At 67.2% G+C, this 15,227-nt stretch carries 16 protein-coding genes; 12 read left to right on the top strand and 4 right to left on the bottom strand.

The features are described 5' to 3' along the window. The first annotated feature begins 123 nt into the window (after nt 1–123). From DMB37_RS26120 to DMB37_RS26145, 6 genes are all read left to right on the top strand, one after another. Entirely contained in the window at nt 124–1,329 is a 1,206-nt protein-coding gene (locus tag DMB37_RS26120; RefSeq protein WP_135234919.1) for a lipid-transfer protein, read from the top strand. Between the two features lie 55 nt (nt 1,330–1,384). Then, nucleotides 1,385–1,822: an SRPBCC family protein gene (locus tag DMB37_RS26125; protein WP_107654289.1), complete on the top strand. Its 438-nt coding sequence runs from the start codon at nt 1,385–1,387 to the stop codon at nt 1,820–1,822. Continuing rightward, complete coding sequence (locus tag DMB37_RS26130) at nt 1,819–2,697, top strand: MaoC/PaaZ C-terminal domain-containing protein (RefSeq protein WP_135234920.1); 879 nt, start codon at nt 1,819–1,821, stop codon at nt 2,695–2,697. Before DMB37_RS26125 ends, DMB37_RS26130 begins: the two co-directional genes overlap by 4 nt. Before the next feature lie 60 nt (nt 2,698–2,757). After that, nucleotides 2,758–3,636 (top strand): SDR family oxidoreductase, encoded by an 879-nt coding sequence (locus DMB37_RS26135; RefSeq protein WP_135234921.1) that lies wholly within the window; start codon nt 2,758–2,760, stop codon nt 3,634–3,636. Nucleotides 3,637–3,663: 27 nt separating this feature from the next. Next, nucleotides 3,664–4,926, top strand: a complete 1,263-nt coding sequence (locus DMB37_RS26140) for an acyl-CoA dehydrogenase family protein (protein WP_135234922.1) — start codon at nt 3,664–3,666, stop codon at nt 4,924–4,926. A 119-nt stretch (nt 4,927–5,045) separates the two neighbouring features. After that, nucleotides 5,046–5,903: an alpha/beta fold hydrolase gene (locus tag DMB37_RS26145; RefSeq protein ID WP_135234923.1), complete on the top strand. Its 858-nt coding sequence runs from the start codon at nt 5,046–5,048 to the stop codon at nt 5,901–5,903. Between the two features lie 173 nt (nt 5,904–6,076). On the opposite strand, the gene DMB37_RS26150 is transcribed toward DMB37_RS26145, so the two are convergent. Together DMB37_RS26150 and DMB37_RS26155 are read right to left on the bottom strand one after the other, a co-directional pair. Continuing rightward, nucleotides 6,077–6,976, bottom strand: a complete 900-nt coding sequence (locus tag DMB37_RS26150) for a hypothetical protein (RefSeq protein ID WP_135234924.1) — start codon at nt 6,974–6,976, stop codon at nt 6,077–6,079. Nucleotides 6,977–7,063: 87 nt separating this feature from the next. After that, nucleotides 7,064–7,771: an alpha/beta fold hydrolase gene (locus DMB37_RS26155; RefSeq protein WP_240771659.1), complete on the bottom strand. Its 708-nt coding sequence runs from the start codon at nt 7,769–7,771 to the stop codon at nt 7,064–7,066. A 333-nt stretch (nt 7,772–8,104) separates the two neighbouring features. Between DMB37_RS26155 and DMB37_RS26160 the strand changes: the two genes are divergently transcribed. The 3 genes from DMB37_RS26160 to DMB37_RS26170 are packed head-to-tail and all read left to right on the top strand — an operon-like array spanning nt 8,105 to nt 9,782. Beyond that, complete coding sequence (locus DMB37_RS26160) at nt 8,105–8,824, top strand: exodeoxyribonuclease III (RefSeq protein WP_240772578.1); 720 nt, start codon at nt 8,105–8,107, stop codon at nt 8,822–8,824. Continuing rightward, entirely contained in the window at nt 8,821–9,297 is a 477-nt protein-coding gene (locus DMB37_RS26165) for a ribonuclease domain-containing protein (RefSeq protein ID WP_135234926.1), read from the top strand. The genes DMB37_RS26160 and DMB37_RS26165 overlap by 4 nt, the downstream gene beginning before the upstream one ends. Further along, nucleotides 9,297–9,782, top strand: a complete 486-nt coding sequence (locus tag DMB37_RS26170; protein ID WP_135234927.1) for a barstar family protein — start codon at nt 9,297–9,299, stop codon at nt 9,780–9,782. The genes DMB37_RS26165 and DMB37_RS26170 overlap by 1 nt, the downstream gene beginning before the upstream one ends. A 13-nt stretch (nt 9,783–9,795) precedes the next feature. Here the strand turns inward: DMB37_RS26170 and DMB37_RS26175 are convergent, their stop codons facing one another. Then, on the bottom strand, nt 9,796–10,473 hold the full coding sequence (locus DMB37_RS26175; protein WP_135234928.1) for a TetR/AcrR family transcriptional regulator: 678 nt from the start codon (nt 10,471–10,473) through the stop codon (nt 9,796–9,798). 276 nt (nt 10,474–10,749) lie between these two features. Between DMB37_RS26175 and DMB37_RS26180 the strand changes: the two genes are divergently transcribed. From DMB37_RS26180 to yhjD, 3 genes are read left to right on the top strand one after another with little or no spacing between them, the layout of a single operon-like run. After that, the gene (locus DMB37_RS26180; protein ID WP_135234929.1) at nt 10,750–11,706 is read left to right on the top strand and encodes an oxygenase MpaB family protein; all 957 of its coding nucleotides are present in this window, start codon (nt 10,750–10,752) and stop codon (nt 11,704–11,706) included. A gap of 47 nt (nt 11,707–11,753) precedes the next feature. Next, the gene (gene trpS, locus DMB37_RS26185) at nt 11,754–12,785 is read left to right on the top strand and encodes a tryptophan--tRNA ligase (RefSeq protein WP_135234930.1); all 1,032 of its coding nucleotides are present in this window, start codon (nt 11,754–11,756) and stop codon (nt 12,783–12,785) included. Between the two features lie 41 nt (nt 12,786–12,826). Next, nucleotides 12,827–13,855, top strand: coding sequence for an inner membrane protein YhjD (gene yhjD / locus DMB37_RS26190; RefSeq protein WP_135234931.1), 1,029 nt, complete (start codon nt 12,827–12,829; stop codon nt 13,853–13,855). Nucleotides 13,856–13,876: 21 nt separating this feature from the next. Here the strand turns inward: yhjD and DMB37_RS26195 are convergent, their stop codons facing one another. Then, nucleotides 13,877–15,163, bottom strand: coding sequence for a serine hydrolase (locus tag DMB37_RS26195; RefSeq protein ID WP_135234932.1), 1,287 nt, complete (start codon nt 15,161–15,163; stop codon nt 13,877–13,879). Nucleotides 15,164–15,227: the final 64 nt, after the last annotated feature.

Below are 15,227 nucleotides of genomic sequence, written 5' to 3' on the forward strand. Positions count from 1 at the left end.
GTCTTGCGTACTTACATACATCTCTGTATGTTTGTTTGAGCTGGATCCGGACGGATCGGTCACCGCTGCCCGCAGGCGGTTCCCGGCGGAGCACGCCGGGCAGGCACCAACGTGAGGAGTTCGATGGCGAACAGGGTTTACGTCGTCGGCGTCGGCATGACGAAGTTCGAGAAGCCGGGCCGCCGCAAGAACGAAGACGGCACCGATTGGGACTACCCGGACATGGCGCGGGAGTCGGGGACCAAGGCGCTCGCCGACGCGGGCATCGCCTACGACCTGGTCGAGCAGGCCTACGTCGGTTACGTCTACGGCGAATCCACCTCCGGCCAGCGCGCGGTCTACGAACTGGGCATGACCGGCATCCCGGTGGTCAACGTCAACAACAACTGTTCCACCGGCTCGACCGCGCTCTACCTTGCGGCACAGTCGATTCGGGGCGGTCTGGCCGACTGCACGCTGGCGCTCGGCTTCGAGAAGATGCAGCCCGGCTCGCTCGGTTCCACCTGGGACGACCGCGAGCAGCCGATGGCCAGGCACATCATGGCGCTCGCCGAGATCTCCGAGGTGCTCTTCCCGGTGGCGCCGTGGATGTTCGGCGCGGCCGGTCGTGAGCACATGAAGCGGTACGGCACCACCGCCGAGCACTTCGCCAAGATCGGCTACAAGAACCACAAGCACTCGGTGAACAACCCGTATTCGCAGTTCCAGGACGAGTACTCGATGGACGACATCCTCGGCTCGCGAATGATCTACGACCCGCTCACCAAGCTGCAGTGCTCGCCGACCTCCGACGGCTCCGGCGCGGTGATCCTCGCCAGTGAGGCCTTCGTGGACAAGCACAACCTGGCCGCCCAGGCGGTCGAGATCGTCGGGCAGGCGATGACCACCGACTTCACGTCGACCTTCGACGAGACCGCCAAGAACCTGGTCGGCTACGACATGACCGTCCACGCCGCGCAGCGGGTCTACCAGCAGTCCGGCCTCGGCCCGGAGGACTTTCAGGCCATCGAGTTGCACGACTGTTTCTCGGCGAACGAGTTGCTGACCTATGAGGCGCTCGGCCTGTGCGGCGAAGGCGAAGCCGGAAAGCTGGTCGACGACAACCTGACCACCTACGGCGGCAAGTGGGTGGTGAACCCCTCCGGCGGCCTCATCTCCAAGGGGCATCCGCTGGGCGCGACGGGTCTGGCGCAATGCTCCGAGCTCACCTGGCAGCTGCGCGGCACCGCGGACAAGCGTCAGGTCGACAACGTCACCGCCTGCCTGCAGCACAACATCGGCCTCGGCGGCGCGGCGGTCGTGACCGCCTACCAGCGCGCCGACCGCTGAGCACCGCGTCAACCGCACCGAACTCGCACAACGACACTCGACGAGGAGTCATCTCATGGGACACATCGAAGCCACCAAGGACGTCAACGCCACCCCCGAGGCGCTCTGGACGGTCGTCTCCGACCCGAACACCTGGGACAAGTGGTTCACCATCCACGAGCGCTTCATGGAGGAGCCGCCCGCCGTGCTGACCGAGGGCTCGAAGCTGGTCGCCAAGATCGTCATGCTCGGCATGGCGAACAAGCTGGAGTGGACCGTCGTGTCCGTGCAGCAGCCGACCAAGCTGACCCTCGGCGGCACCGGAATGGCCGGGGTCAAAACCGAATTCACCTTCGACATCCAGCCCAAGGGCGACGGCGGCAGCACCATCCTGGTCTCCGGCGACTTCGAGGGCGCGCTGATCAAGGGTGCGCTCGGCAAGGCGGTGGAGAAGGACGGCCTCAAGCAGCTGGACAAGTCGCTCGAGCAGCTCGACGCGCTGGCCTCGGCATGACTTCGGAGACCACTGCGGCGCGGTTGGTCGAGTTCGACGACGCCGGTCTCGAAATCTGGTGTGACGACGAGACGTTCGAGGTCACCGCTGCGCGGATCGGCGAATATGCCGCAGCCACCAACGATCCGATCGAGGCCCACCTCGCGGGTAAGGTCGCGTCACCGGTCTTCGCGATCGTCCCCGTCTTCGAGGCGATGATGATGCCGGTGATCGAGGTCGCGCCGATGGACATCTTCGGCCGGGTCGTGCACGGGGAGCAGGATTTCCACTTCCACCGGGCCATCCAGCCGGGCGACAAGCTGGTCTCGCGCGCCAAGGCGACCGGTTACACCAGTCGGTCCAACGGCACCGCCATCACCATCCTCATCGAATGCCGCACCGAGGACGGGGAACTGGTCAACGAGCAGTATCTGACCGCCTTCTTCCGCAATATCGACGCGGGCAAGACGGTGGGCGAGGCGGCCCCGGCGCACAAGTTCGATGAGAACCTGCGCGCGCAGCCGCCGGTGGCCGTCGTCCCGCAGCACGTCGACGACGACCAAACCTTCCGTTACTCACCGGCTTCCGGCGACCCGGTGCCGCTGCACCTGGACGACCAGGTCGCCAAGGATGCCGGGCTGCCCGGGATCATCGCGCACGGGCTGTGCACCATGGCGTTCGCGTCCTGGGCGGTGCTCACCGAGGTGGGTGGGTCGGATGTCAACCGGCTCAAGCGATTCGCCGTGCGCTTCGCCAAGATGGTTTTCCCCGGTGACGATCTGGAGACCCGCATCTGGAAGGTGGGCTCGGCGGACGGCGTCACGACCTACGCCTTCGAGACCGTGCGCGGCGAAGACGTGGTGCTCAGCGACGGACTCGCTGAGATAGCCGACTGACGGCGAGAGCCGGTATCCCGCCGCAACATTCAGCACAGACTTCAGGAAGAGGAGACATCGATGGGTGCACTCGAAGGTCGAGTAGCCGTCATCACCGGCGCGGGTCGTGGCATCGGCCGCGAGCACGCCTTGCTGTTCGCCCGGGAGGGCGCGGCCGTGGTCGTGAACGACCTCGGCGGCAGCAACGAGGGTGAGGGCACCGACATCACCCCCGCACAAGAAGTCGCCGACGAGATCATCGCCGCGGGCGGCAAGGCGATCGCCAACACCGCGAACATCGCCACCTGGGACGGCGCGAAGAACGTCATCGACCAGGCAGTCGCCGAGCTCGGCGGCCTCGACATCGTGGTCAACAACGCGGGCATCCTGCGCGACGCGTTCATCGCGGGCATGGACGAGGCGCAGTGGGACGCGGTGATCGCGGTGCACCTCAAGGGGCACGCCGCCGTGCTGCACCACGCCGCCGCCTACTGGAAAGACCAGAGCAAGGCCGGCAATCAGCCGAACGCCGCGGTGATCAACACCGCGTCCGCCTCCGGAACGACGGTGCCGAACGCCGGCCAGGCCAACTACGGCGCGGCCAAGGCGGGGATTGCCGCGCTCACCCTGGTCGCGGCCGACGAACTGGCCCGCTACGGGGTGCGGGTCAACGCCATCGCGCCGATCGCGCGTACCCGTCTCACCCTGGCCACTCCTGGCATGGGCGCCATGATGGCGGCCGAGGCGGACGAGATCGAAGAGGGCGAGTTCGACGCGTTCAGTCCGGCCAATATCTCGCCGCTGGTGGCCTACCTGGCCTCGGACAAGTGCCCGATCACCGGCAAGGTGTTCGCGGTGCAGGGCGGGGCCATCTCCGAGCTGGCCGGTTGGCACGATGTGAAGACGATCGAGACCGACGGACCGTGGCTGATCGACGACATCTCCGCACGGCTACCGTGACGTACGGGCGAGAGTAGGAGAACAACGATGTTCGAATGGTCCGAGACCGATGTCATGATCCGCGATGCCGTGCGGACGTTCATCGACAAGGAAATCCGGCCCAACCTGGACGCGCTGGACAGCGGTGAACTGTCGCCGTATCCGATCATCCGGAAGCTGTTCAGCGAGTTCGGGATCGACGCCATGGGCGGCGAAGCCGTGCAGAAGTTGCTCGCCAAGCAGCGCGCCAAAGAGGAGGCGATCGCCGCAGGCGAGCCGTTACCGGAGAAGAAGCGGGAAAAGTCTTCCGGTGGCAGCCCGTTCGCGGGGCAGGAATCGCTGATGGCGGTGCTGGTCGGTGAACTGTCCGGTGTCTGCATGGGGTTGGTCACCGCGATGGGTGTCAGCCTCGGTCTCGGTGCCACCACCATCATGTCGCGCGGCACGCTGGCCCAGAAGGAGCGCTGGCTCGCCGACATCGTGACCATGAAAAAGGTTGCGGCGTGGGCGATCACCGAGCCGGACTCGGGATCCGACGCCTTCGGTGGCATGAAGACCTACGTCCGGCGCGACGGGGACGACTACCTGTTGAACGGGCAGAAGACCTTCATCACCAACGGTCCGTTCGCCGACGTGATGATCGTCTACGCCAAGCTCGACGAGGGCGACGGCGGCGACAAGCGCGAGCGCAAGGTGCTCACCTTCGTCCTGGACAAGGGCATGGAGGGGCTCACCCAGGGCAAGCCGTTCAAGAAGATGGGCCTGCACGCCTCGCCCACCGGCGAGCTGTTCTTCGACAATGTCCGGCTCGGCAAGGACCGGCTGCTCGGCGAGACCGAGGAGCACAAGGGCGGCGACGGCCGGGAGAGCGCGCGGTCCAGCTTCACCGCCGAACGCGTCGGGGTGGCCTTCATGGCGCTGGGCATCATCAACGAATGTCACCGGCTCTGCCTGGATTACGCCAAGAGTCGCAAGCTCTGGGGTCAGGAGATCGGTCGCTTCCAACTCGTCCAGCTCAAGCTGGCCAAGATGGAGATTGCCCGAATCAACGTGCAGAACATGGTGTTCAACACGCTGGAGCGGGGTCGTGCCGGTAAACCGCCGACGCTCGCCGAGGCGTCGGCCATGAAGCTCTACGCCTCCGAGGCGGCCACCGAGGTCGCCATGGAAGCGGTGCAGCTGTTCGGCGGTAACGGGTACATGACCGAGTACCGCGTGGAACAGCTTGCCCGCGACGCCAAGTCGCTGATGATCTACGCGGGCAGCAACGAGATCCAGGTGACGCACATCGCCAAGGGTCTGCTGGCGTAACGATTTTCATCGAATCCCGGGTGCGCCACCACGGCGTGCGCACCCGGGATTTCTTGTCCTGCCTTCGAAACGCCGTTAGTCCTGCGCACCGTGCGTGCTGGTAAGGGGCAATCCGGCCGATGATCACTGAAACCACCGCCCGCTACAACGATGTCGGCACCCGAGTGCTTTCCGTATCGGGGACCGGCACGCCGATCCTGCTGTTGCACGGTTACGCCGACAGCGCGGACACCTGGCGCGGCGTTCTCGCCGGCCTGGCAGCGGCGGGCCGTGCGGCTTTCGCCGTCGACCTGCCCGGCTTCGGCCTGGCGGACCAGCGTGCACCGGGTCCGTTGACCCCGCAGTTCGATGCCTTCGTGGACGCGATCATCGCGGAGCACAGTCCATTGATCCTGGTGGGCAATTCTCTCGGTGCGGCAACCGCTTTGCACGCTGCCGCACGTCATCCGGGTGGTGCGGTCACTGCGGTGGTCACCTTTGATGAGCCACTGCTGGCCCGCCACTGGCTGGCCCGGATGGGGCGGCTGCGCGAATACCGGCGGTTCTTTCGTCTGGTCGAATCGCTGCCGATCCCGGCCGCTCTGGTGCGCTGGGCGGTACGGCGCGCGGTAGCGCTGTTCGTCTACGGCCCAGGCATTGTCGCCGACCCCGAATTCCTCACCTCCGCAACACGTTCGGTTCCCGACATGGCGTCCGTCGCCACCCGTGGTCGTGATGCCGTCCGCTATGCCCGCGAACACCCGTCCGGCCATACCGATCTCGTCCTCACCTGCCCGGTCCTCATCGTCCACGGCACCGAGGACCGCATCATCCCGGTGTCCGCCGGTCGCGCCCTGCACGCATTGCTGCCCGGCAGCGAGTTCGTCGCACTCCCCGGTGTCGGCCACTGCCCACAACTGGATGTGCCGGACGAGGTCTGCCGACTACTGCTGGGATTTCCCCGCAGCGACAGCAAGCAGACCGGCGTCGCATCCTGAACTCACGCCCCCGGCGGCGGCAACCGAGTCGAGTTGTCGCCGTGGCGGATCGGCCGCACCCGATGACCGATGCAGCCCTCCCATGCCAGGTGGGTCACTGCGGCGGCCTTCCCGCTGTGCCGGCAGCCGGCCGAGCGCCCATCGGCAGACCGCCGCCGCGCCCTGTCCACCGGCTATCCCTCGATCTCGTGCGGCACCAACTGCTGCTTCCGCAGTAGCTCGACCACCAGGTCGAGAGTCGCCGAGTTCTGGTGCACCGCATCTGTCAGTTGCGCCATTTGCTCTTCGAGTCGGCTCACTCGCACCGCCAAGCCGTCCACTTTTCCTGTGAGGACGTCTACTCGTTCGGACAGGCTGTCTACTCGTTCTGTGAGGATGTCTGTCCGTTCGGACAGGCCGTCTACTCGTTCTGTGAGGATGTCTGTCCGTTCGGACAGGCTGTCTACTCGTTCTGTGAGGATGTCTGTCCGTTCGGACAGGCCGTCTACTCGTTCTGTGAGGATGTCCGTCCGTTCGGACAAGCCGCCTACTCGTTCTGTGAGGACGTCCGTCCGTTCGGACAAGCCGCCTACTCGTTCTGTGAGGACGTCCGTCCGTTCGGACAAGCCGCCTACTCGTTCTGTGAGGACGTCCGTCTGTTCCGTCAGGCCGTTTACACGTGCCGTAAGGACATCCATTTGCCCGGTTAGGCCATCCACTCGGTCGGTCAGGACATTTGTCCGCCCTGCAACACCGCCCACCACGACCTCGAGCGTCGCCAGCCGACTCACCGTCTCGTCGAGGATCTCCGAGTGCCTGCTCATCTCTGTTCCGACCTGGTTCAGCTGAGCCGCAACGTCTCCGAAGCGGGACTCCACGCCTTCCAGACGATGTCCGTGCTGTCGTTGCGTGACCAGTAGTAGGCCGAAATGGCGCCCGCTGGTCTTCTCCAACCGGCGCAGCCGTTGGTCGACGCCGCGGGCTAGGCCGTTCGTACTCTTGACCTCTCGGTTGGTGTTGTTGGCCAGCTCGTACAGCCCGTCGACGTCGCCGCGAAGTTGATGCACCACGCGATCTACTGGTGTGCTCCCCATGCCTCGAACAGTAGGCCGCCGACCAGACCGGATCGAGGCCTATTGTCGATCTGTGGATAACTTCTTGACCTGTGGATATTCCGTGCCTCAGACCGCGCGAAGGCGGTTGCGGCTGGCGTAGACGTGCTCGGCGATGAGGGTCGCGATGCGGTCCGGCGCCTCGAGCATGGGCACGTGCCCGACGCCGTGGACGACGATGCGGTCGGCCGACTCGGGAAGTTCCTTCAGGTAGCGGCGAGCATAGACGCGGTTGGGAATGACGCGGTCGTACTCGGAGAGCAGTAAGCGGACCGGCGTCTCCAGGGTGGACAGGTCGGCCTGCCCGGGACCGCGCATGCTGCTCACGACGAACGGCAGCATGGATGGGCAGTGCAGCGCGGCCATGATGGCGGCCGCGGTGTCGCGCCGGGAGACCGCGGCGGCGTTCTTGCTCAACCACAGCAGTGCGAACCGCTGGGCGATCGGGTTGTTGACCGCGAAACCGCCCAGGCGCTTGCCGATTTCGACGATCGGGACCAGCGACAAAAATTTCAGGTTGGTGCGCAGCGAGGTGAGCGACGGCGTGTGCCAGCCACCCGCCGGTGCGACGAGGGTGAGCGTGCGGGCCCGGCCGCGCCTGGCGAGTTCGACACCGACCCAGCCACCGAGCGAGTTGCCCGCGATGTGGCAGGTGCGCCAGCCGAGGTCGTCGAGCTGATCCTCGATGCGGTCGGCCAGCAGGTGCACGTCGACCGACCAGCCGTCCACCCGCTCGCCGCCCCAGTGCCCGCGAAGGCGGGCGCGTACACCTCGCACTGGCTCGCGAGCCGCGCCGCGGTCTGTTCCCAGCAGTGTGGCGACATCATGAAGCCGTGCAACAGGAGCAGCGGGTCACCGGAGCCCAGATGCAGGGCCTTGACGGCCTTGGGCAGTTCCGTTCCGGGCTTGGTGGTGACCGGCCTGCGGGCGGCGCTGGTGGCGCGTCGCGCGGCGGCGGGGGACTTGGGGGTGTCAGACGACATGTCATCACTCTTTCCTGGACGGCGATGTCCGAGGGAGTTCATCTGACCAGCATTGTACGGTCGTCCGGTGGCCTACATCATTTCGACTGTGAACGTAAATGGCGTCCGCGCGGCCGCGGGCAAAGGCATGCTGGCCTGGCTCGCCGCCACGGAGGCCGACATCGTCTGTGTCCAGGAGACAAGGGCCACCGACGAGCAGACCAGCGCGGCGCTGGCGCCCGCGCTGGCCGAGGGCTGGTGCCTGGCGCATGCGGAGCCGGAGTCCAAGGGCAGAGCAGGCGTCGCGATCCTGTCCCGACGGGCACCGGACGCGGTCCGAATCGGCTTCGGCAGCAGCGAGTTCGGCGCATCCGGGCGCTACCTGGAGGCGGACTTCGGTGACGTCACCGTCGCGAGTGTGTACGTGCACTCCGGTGACGCGGGTACGCCGCGCCAGGACGAAAAGTACCGGTACCTGGCCGAACTCGGCGCCTACCTCACCGAACGCACCGGTGACTTCGTGGTGAGCGGCGACTGGAACATCGCGCACACCGAGCGGGACCTGAAGAATTGGAAAGGCAACTTGAAGTCCGCCGGTTTCCTGCCGGAGGAGCGGGCCTGGATCGATGAGTTGCTCGCGGCGGGCTACGTCGACGTGGTGCGCAAGCTGCATCCAGACGTCGACGGCCCATACAGCTGGTGGTCCTATCGCGGCCGCGCCTTCGACAACGACACCGGCTGGCGCATCGACTACCAACTCGCCCGCGGCGACCTCGCCGCGCGCGCCAAACAGGCCGTGGTGGACCGCGCCGCCGCCTACGACCAGCGCTGGTCCGACCATGCGCCGGTCACGGTGCAGTACCGATGAACTTGTCGCCGAAGGCCATTCGAGCGCTTGCCGGCCTCGGCGTGGTGGTGCTCGCGCTGATCGTCGTCGCGGTGCTCGGTCTGCGCGATGGTGGCAACGACACCGCCGCCACGACAACGGCCGGTCCCACCAGCAGTGCGCCCGCCGCGGGCCCGCCGCGGCCTGCGGAGGCGCAGGCCAGTCGTGCACCGGGCGTACCCGACCGCGCCTACACCACCCTGCGCGAAATCGACGCGGGCCGCTGGCCTGATTCGGCGAACGCGCCGGGTACCAAGGGCGGCGACCGCTGGATGAACCGCGCGGGCACACTGGCCGCCAAAGACGCTGCGGGCAAACCGATCACCTACCAGGAGTGGGACGTCAATCCCAAGCAGCGCGGCCGGTCCAGGGATGCCGAACGCATCGTCACCGGCAGCGACGGCTCGGCCTGGTACACCGGAGACCATTACGAGACCTTCACGAGGATGCGCTGATGTCCAAGGTAATGCCGTTGTCGCAGTTCTTGTCTCGACCGATCGAGGTCGCCGCGCGGGCGCCGCAGGTCGCCGCGCCCGCCCTCGGCGCGGTCACCGTCGATGCCGCCGAACTGAGCGGCCTGCGCTACCGCGCGCCGTCCGGTTACCTGGTCCGCGAACTGCGCGGCGCGAAGATGCGGACGGTCGCGCGGGTGTTCGACGAGATCGCCGCCGCCCTCCAGTTCCCGTACTACTTCGGCGAGAACAAGGACGCCTTCGACGAATGCCTGCGTGACCTGGACGATTTCGTCGGTGAGGGTGCGGGATACGTTGTCGTGCTCCGCGATTCGGACGATCTGTTGGCCGAGGAACCGGCCGAGCGGGCCTGGTTCGCCGAGGCGATGCGCGACTGTGCCGACCACTGGGCGCGCAAGGGCATCGCGTTTCGCGTTGTCCTGCAAGGCGAAGCGACAGGGTTGCAGGACGTTTCGCTGGAACTCTGACCCGGGTGCGGCGTCACGCCAATCGGCGCGCCAAATCCTCACCGAGCAAGACGAACACGTCGGTGGTGTGCTCGATCAGCTCGTCGCGGGTCAGTGACAACTCGCCCTGTAGCCAGGCGGTGAGGGTCTGCACCAGGCCGCCGACGAGGTAGTTGGCTCGGAAGTCGATCGCCGGATCCGAGTCCGGGTCGTCGATCCCGTAGAAATCGATGCCCTCGGCCGCGACCATCCGCGCGAACACCCGGACGGTCTCGGTGGTGCGGGCGCGCAACTCCGGTGTCGCCATGCCGGCGACCAGGGCGACCTTGGCCTTGCGCGGGTCGTCGGTGAGTAGATGGATGCCCGCGGCGATCGCGGCACGCGCGGTACTCCTGGAGTCCTTCGGCGCGGTGCCGACCGCCGCGACGATCGCCAGCGCGAGTTCCTCGGCGATCGTGTCGATGAGCGCGGTCAGCACCGCATCGCGACTGTCGAAGCTCTCGTAGTAGTACCGCTCGTTGAGCCCGGCCTGGGCGCACAGCCCCGACACGGTCAGTTTGGCGAGCCCCTGGGTGCCGATGATCTCCAGCGCGGCCTCGAGCAGTGCCGCCCGCCGCTGCGACCGGCGTTCTTCCGCGGATACACCGCCATAGGTCCGCTGCGCTGGCGCGGAATCGGTAGGCCCACCCGTCGCCCGGCCGCCACCCCCCACGGAATCGCTACGCGATGCAGGCCCACCCGCCACCCGGCCGCCACCCCCCACGGAATCGCTTCGCGATGCAGGCCCACCCGCCACCCGGCCGCCGCCCCTCACGGAATCGCTTCGCGATGCAGGCCCACCCGTCGCCCGGCCGCCACCCCCCACGGAACCGCTTCGCGATGTAGTCACAAGTCCGATTCTGGCACGGCACGATTCTGGCAGAGAGTATTGCCAGAATCGCGAATCTGGCGGATGCTATTGCCAGATGCTCTCGACGAGGAGGCAGTGATGTCCGAGCCCGGCTACTTCAGCGACCACTCGATGGCCCGGCGGGTGATGAGCAAGCGCGCGGTCGGCCTGACCTACGGCCAGCGCGCCCTGGTCATCGGCGCGGTTCATCCGCTGCTCTACGTCGGCACCGCGGAGAACACCGAGCACCGGATGACCCCGTACACCCGGCTCTCGCTCACCGGCCACCTGTTCGAGGCCGTGTTCCTCGGCAGCAAGGCCGAGGCGGATCGGGCGCTGGCGTTCACCACGAAGAAGCACGCCAGGGTGCGCGGCACGCTGCCCGAGGACGCGGGGGCGCACCATCCCGCGGGCACCGGCTATTCCGCGTTGGATCCACACCTGATGTACATGACGATGGCGTTCACCTTCGACTCCGCCGAGGTGATGTACGACCTGCTGGTGCGCCCCATGACCGGCGGCGAGCGCGAGGGCCTGTACCAGGACTATGTGCGCTGGGCCGAGCTGTTCGGCATGCCTGTCGAAGCGGCGCCGGCCAGCTACCCCGAGTTCCGCGCGTCCTTCGACGCCTACCTCGCCTCCGACGAACTGTTCCTCACCGACGAGGCGCGGCTGGTCGGCTCCTACCTGGCCGGGCAGCGCGTGCCGTATCCGCAGCGGATGCCGCTGCACCAGGTCACGTCCGCGTTCTTCCTGCTGGTGCAGGGCAGCCTGCCGCCGCGGATCCGGCAGATGTACGGGATGCGCTGGGGGCGAGCTGACCAGCTCGCGTATCGGGCGCTCGCGCAGGCCGTACGTACCGCCCATCTGGCGCCGCCGCTGGTACCCCCGGTACTACGCGACACCCTGGCCGGGCCGAGTGCCCCGGTCTACAAGCTCGTCTCGCGGCGCGAACACCAACTCGTCGATGCCGGGCGGCCGAGCATGCCGGGTGTGGACCCCCGTAACTGGGTGGAGCGAAATTCCAATGACGAGCGTCGCGTAGCGACTCAGTGAGGGGTGGGGGCCGGGTGACGGGTGGGCGGGCATGAAAAGATCGGGGTATGTCCGTTCCTGCAGAAGCCCCGGCCGCTGAACGCAAGCAGCGGGTCCTGTCCGGGATCCAGCCCACCGGCACCTCGTTCCACCTCGGCAACTACCTTGGGGCGCTGCAGCACTGGGTGACCATGCAGGACGACTACGACGCGCTGTACTTCATCCCGAACCTGCACGCGATCACCGTGCCGCAGGACCCGAAGGCGCTGCGGGCCCAGACCAGGGCCGCCGTGGCGCAGTTGCTCGCCATCGGCATCGACCCGAAGAAGTCGACGCTGTTCGTGCAGAGCCAGGTGCCCGAGCACGCCGAGCTGGCCTGGGTGCTCAGCTGTATCACCGGTTTCGGTGAGGCGAGCCGGATGACCCAGTTCAAGGACAAGTCGGTCAAGCAGGGCTCGGAGAACGCGTCGGTCGGGTTGTTCACCTATCCGATGCTGATGGCGTCGGACATCCTGCTCTATCGCCCGCATCAAGTCCCGGTCGGCGAGGACCAGCGCCAGCATCTGGAGCTGACCCGAAACCTGGCGCAACGCTTCAACACCCGGTTCAAGAAGACGTTCGTGGTACCGGAGGCGTACATCGTCAAGGGCACCGCCAAGATCTACGACCTGCAGGACCCGACCTCGAAGATGAGCAAGTCCGCCGCCTCCGACGCGGGCCTGATCAACCTGCTCGATGATCCGAAGATCAGCGCCAAGCGGATCCGCTCGGCCGTCACCGACACCGAGCGCGAGATCCGCTACGACCCGGAGCAGAAGCCGGGCGTGAGCAACCTGCTGGTGATCCTGAGTTCGCTGACCGGCAACCCGATCGTGACGCTCGAACAGGATTACGCGGGCAAGGGTTACGGTGATCTGAAAGCCGACGTCGCCGACGCGCTGGTCGAATTTGTCACGCCATTGCAGGCGAAGGTGCAAGAGTATTTGTCGGATCAGGGCGAACTCGACCGTATCCTCGCCGCCGGTGCCGAGCGCGCGCGAGAGATCGCCGGCAACACCCTCGCACAGGTATACGACCGCATGGGCCTGCTGGCCCGGTAGTGGTCGGGCGCCTGCGAGATCTCTCCTGAAGGGGCGAACAGGTGCAGGTGATCGACAACATCAAGGCGTGGCTCGAACGACGGATCCAGGCCCGGCCATGGCTGGACCATCTGGTGCGCGCGGGCGGGCGGTATCAGCGGCAGCGCGGCGACTACTACGCGGCGGGCATCACGTATTTCACCGTGCTGTCGCTGTTTCCGCTGCTGATGGTCGCCTTCGCGGTCGCGGGCTTCGTGCTGTCGAGCCGCCCGGAGTTGCTCGGTGAGCTACAGACCAAGATCGTCGACAACATTCCGGGTTCGCTCGGCACCCAGCTGAACGATCTCGTCGACCAGGCCGTCGACTCGCGCGGCACCGTCGGCATCCTCGGCCTGCTCGCGGGGTTCTATACCGGCCTCGGCTGGATGGCGAACCTGCGCGCGGCGCTGACCGAGCAGTGGGAGCAGAAGAGCGAGGAGCAGAACTGGTTTCTGGCCAAGCTGTCCGACCTCGGCGCGCTGCTCGGCCTCGGCTTGGCCTTCGTTGTCTCCCTTGGCCTTTCCGCGCTCGGCTCCAGCACGCTCGGCGCCAGGTTGCTGGTCAGCCTCGGCCTCTCGCACCTGCCCGGCGCGCGTTTCCTACTGGCCATCGCGTCGATCTTTCTCGGCTTCCTCGCCTCCTGGGCGGTGTTCGCCTGGATCATCGCCCGCCTGCCGCGCGAACCGGTCACCCTGGCCAGCGCCGCCAAGGCCGCCGCACTCGCCGCCGTCGTCTTCGAGATCTTCAAGTTCGTCGCGTCGATCTATCTGCAGACGGTGCTGAGCAGCCCGGCGGGTGCCGCCTTCGGCTCGATCATCGGTCTGATGGTCTTCAGCTACGTCACCTACCGGATCATTCTGTTCGCGACGGCCTGGGCCGCCACCGCCTCCGACAACGAACCGGAAGCGGAGATCCCCGCGCCACCCGCCGCCGTCATCAGCCCGCGCACGTCGGTCCGCGAACTCTCCGTGGGCGCGGGCGCGACCTTCTTCGGTGCGGGAGCCCTTGCCGCCCTTGCCCTCTCGCTACTGCGCCGACCACGCGGTCGCTGAACCCGGCGTCGGCTCCATGGCTCAGCGCCGCTGGTTCATCCGGCGCGCACCGAGCAGCAGGGCGAGCACCAGGATGACGCCGCCGACGACCCACACGGTGCGGTCGTCGCCGTGGTCCTCGTCGGCCAGCGGCTGCGACTCCTGCTCCTTGGGGGGCGGAGAGGCAAGGGCCGCACCGGCTTTCGGTTGCTTGCGGTTCGGGTCGGGGAGTTTGCCGACCGACGTTCCCCGGGGTAATGCGAAGCCGTAGTCGAGCAGGCGGGCCGCCTGATCCGAGGGGCGCAGCGGCCGGACATCGGCTTTGAGGAGGGTGACCACGAGGCGGCGGCCGTCGCGTTCGGCGGCGGCGACGAAGGTCTGCCTGGCGTCGTCGGTGAACCCGGTCTTGCCGCCGATGGCGCCGTCGTAGTCGTAGAGCAGGTGGTTGTCGTTGCCGATGGGGAAGCCGGGGTGGTCCTTGTCGCCCTCGATCTTCGGGTTGGCGGGGTAGCCGGGGAAGTCCACCTGCTCGGTGTGGATGAGCTCGGCGAACAGCGGAATGGTCATGGCCTCGCGGAACAGCACCGACAGGTCGTAGGCCGAGGTGCTCATGCCGGGACCGTCGAGGCCGGACGGGGTGGCCGTGCGGGTGTCCAAGGCGCCCAACGACTTGGCGAGCTCGTTCATCTTCGCCACCGTGGCCGCCTCGCCGCCCAGCTGAGTAGCGATGGCATGGGCCGCGTCATTGCCGGAGGCCATGATCAGGCCCTGCATGAGCTGGCGGTTGGTGTAGCGGCCGCCGGGCCCGATGCCGACCCGGGTGCCGTCGGCGTTCGCATCGTCCTGGGTGCCGATGACCACCTTGTTCAAATCCAGTGTGCGCAGGGCGATCGTGGCGAGCAGCACCTTGATGGTGCTGGCGGGCCGGTAGCGGCCGTGCGGGTCCTTGGCCACGAGCACCTCGCCGGAGTCCAGGTCCGCCACCTGCCAGGCGGTCGCCGAAATGTCCTGCGGCACAGCGGGTGCGCCCTTGGGGAGCACCAGGCCGCATTCGCCAAGCCGACCACCGCCGACCGGCGGCGTCGGGATGGGCAGCGCGGTGGGCGTCGGCTCCCCGGGCGCCGGGACCTCGGACTCGTCGATCGGCGCGGGCGGGCGCGTCTTCTGCGGGCAGCCGTCGGTGTTCGGGGTGCTGAACGGCGTCGTCGTCGGGCTCGACGACGGCGCGGCGAACGACGGAGTGGCGGCCGAGCCCGCGATCACGGCCACTGCGGCCAGTGCGGAACCGAGGCGAAGTGTGGCGCGGCGGCGCGAGTCCCGGATCTTCATCGTTCGCGAGCCTAGCGATTTCGCGGCGAGTCGGCCGGGCACGCGCCGGAGCAGGGTATTGACA

This window comes from Nocardia sp. CS682 (assembly GCF_004634405.1).
GTDB classification, from domain to species: Bacteria; Actinomycetota; Actinomycetes; order Mycobacteriales; family Mycobacteriaceae; genus Nocardia; species Nocardia ninae.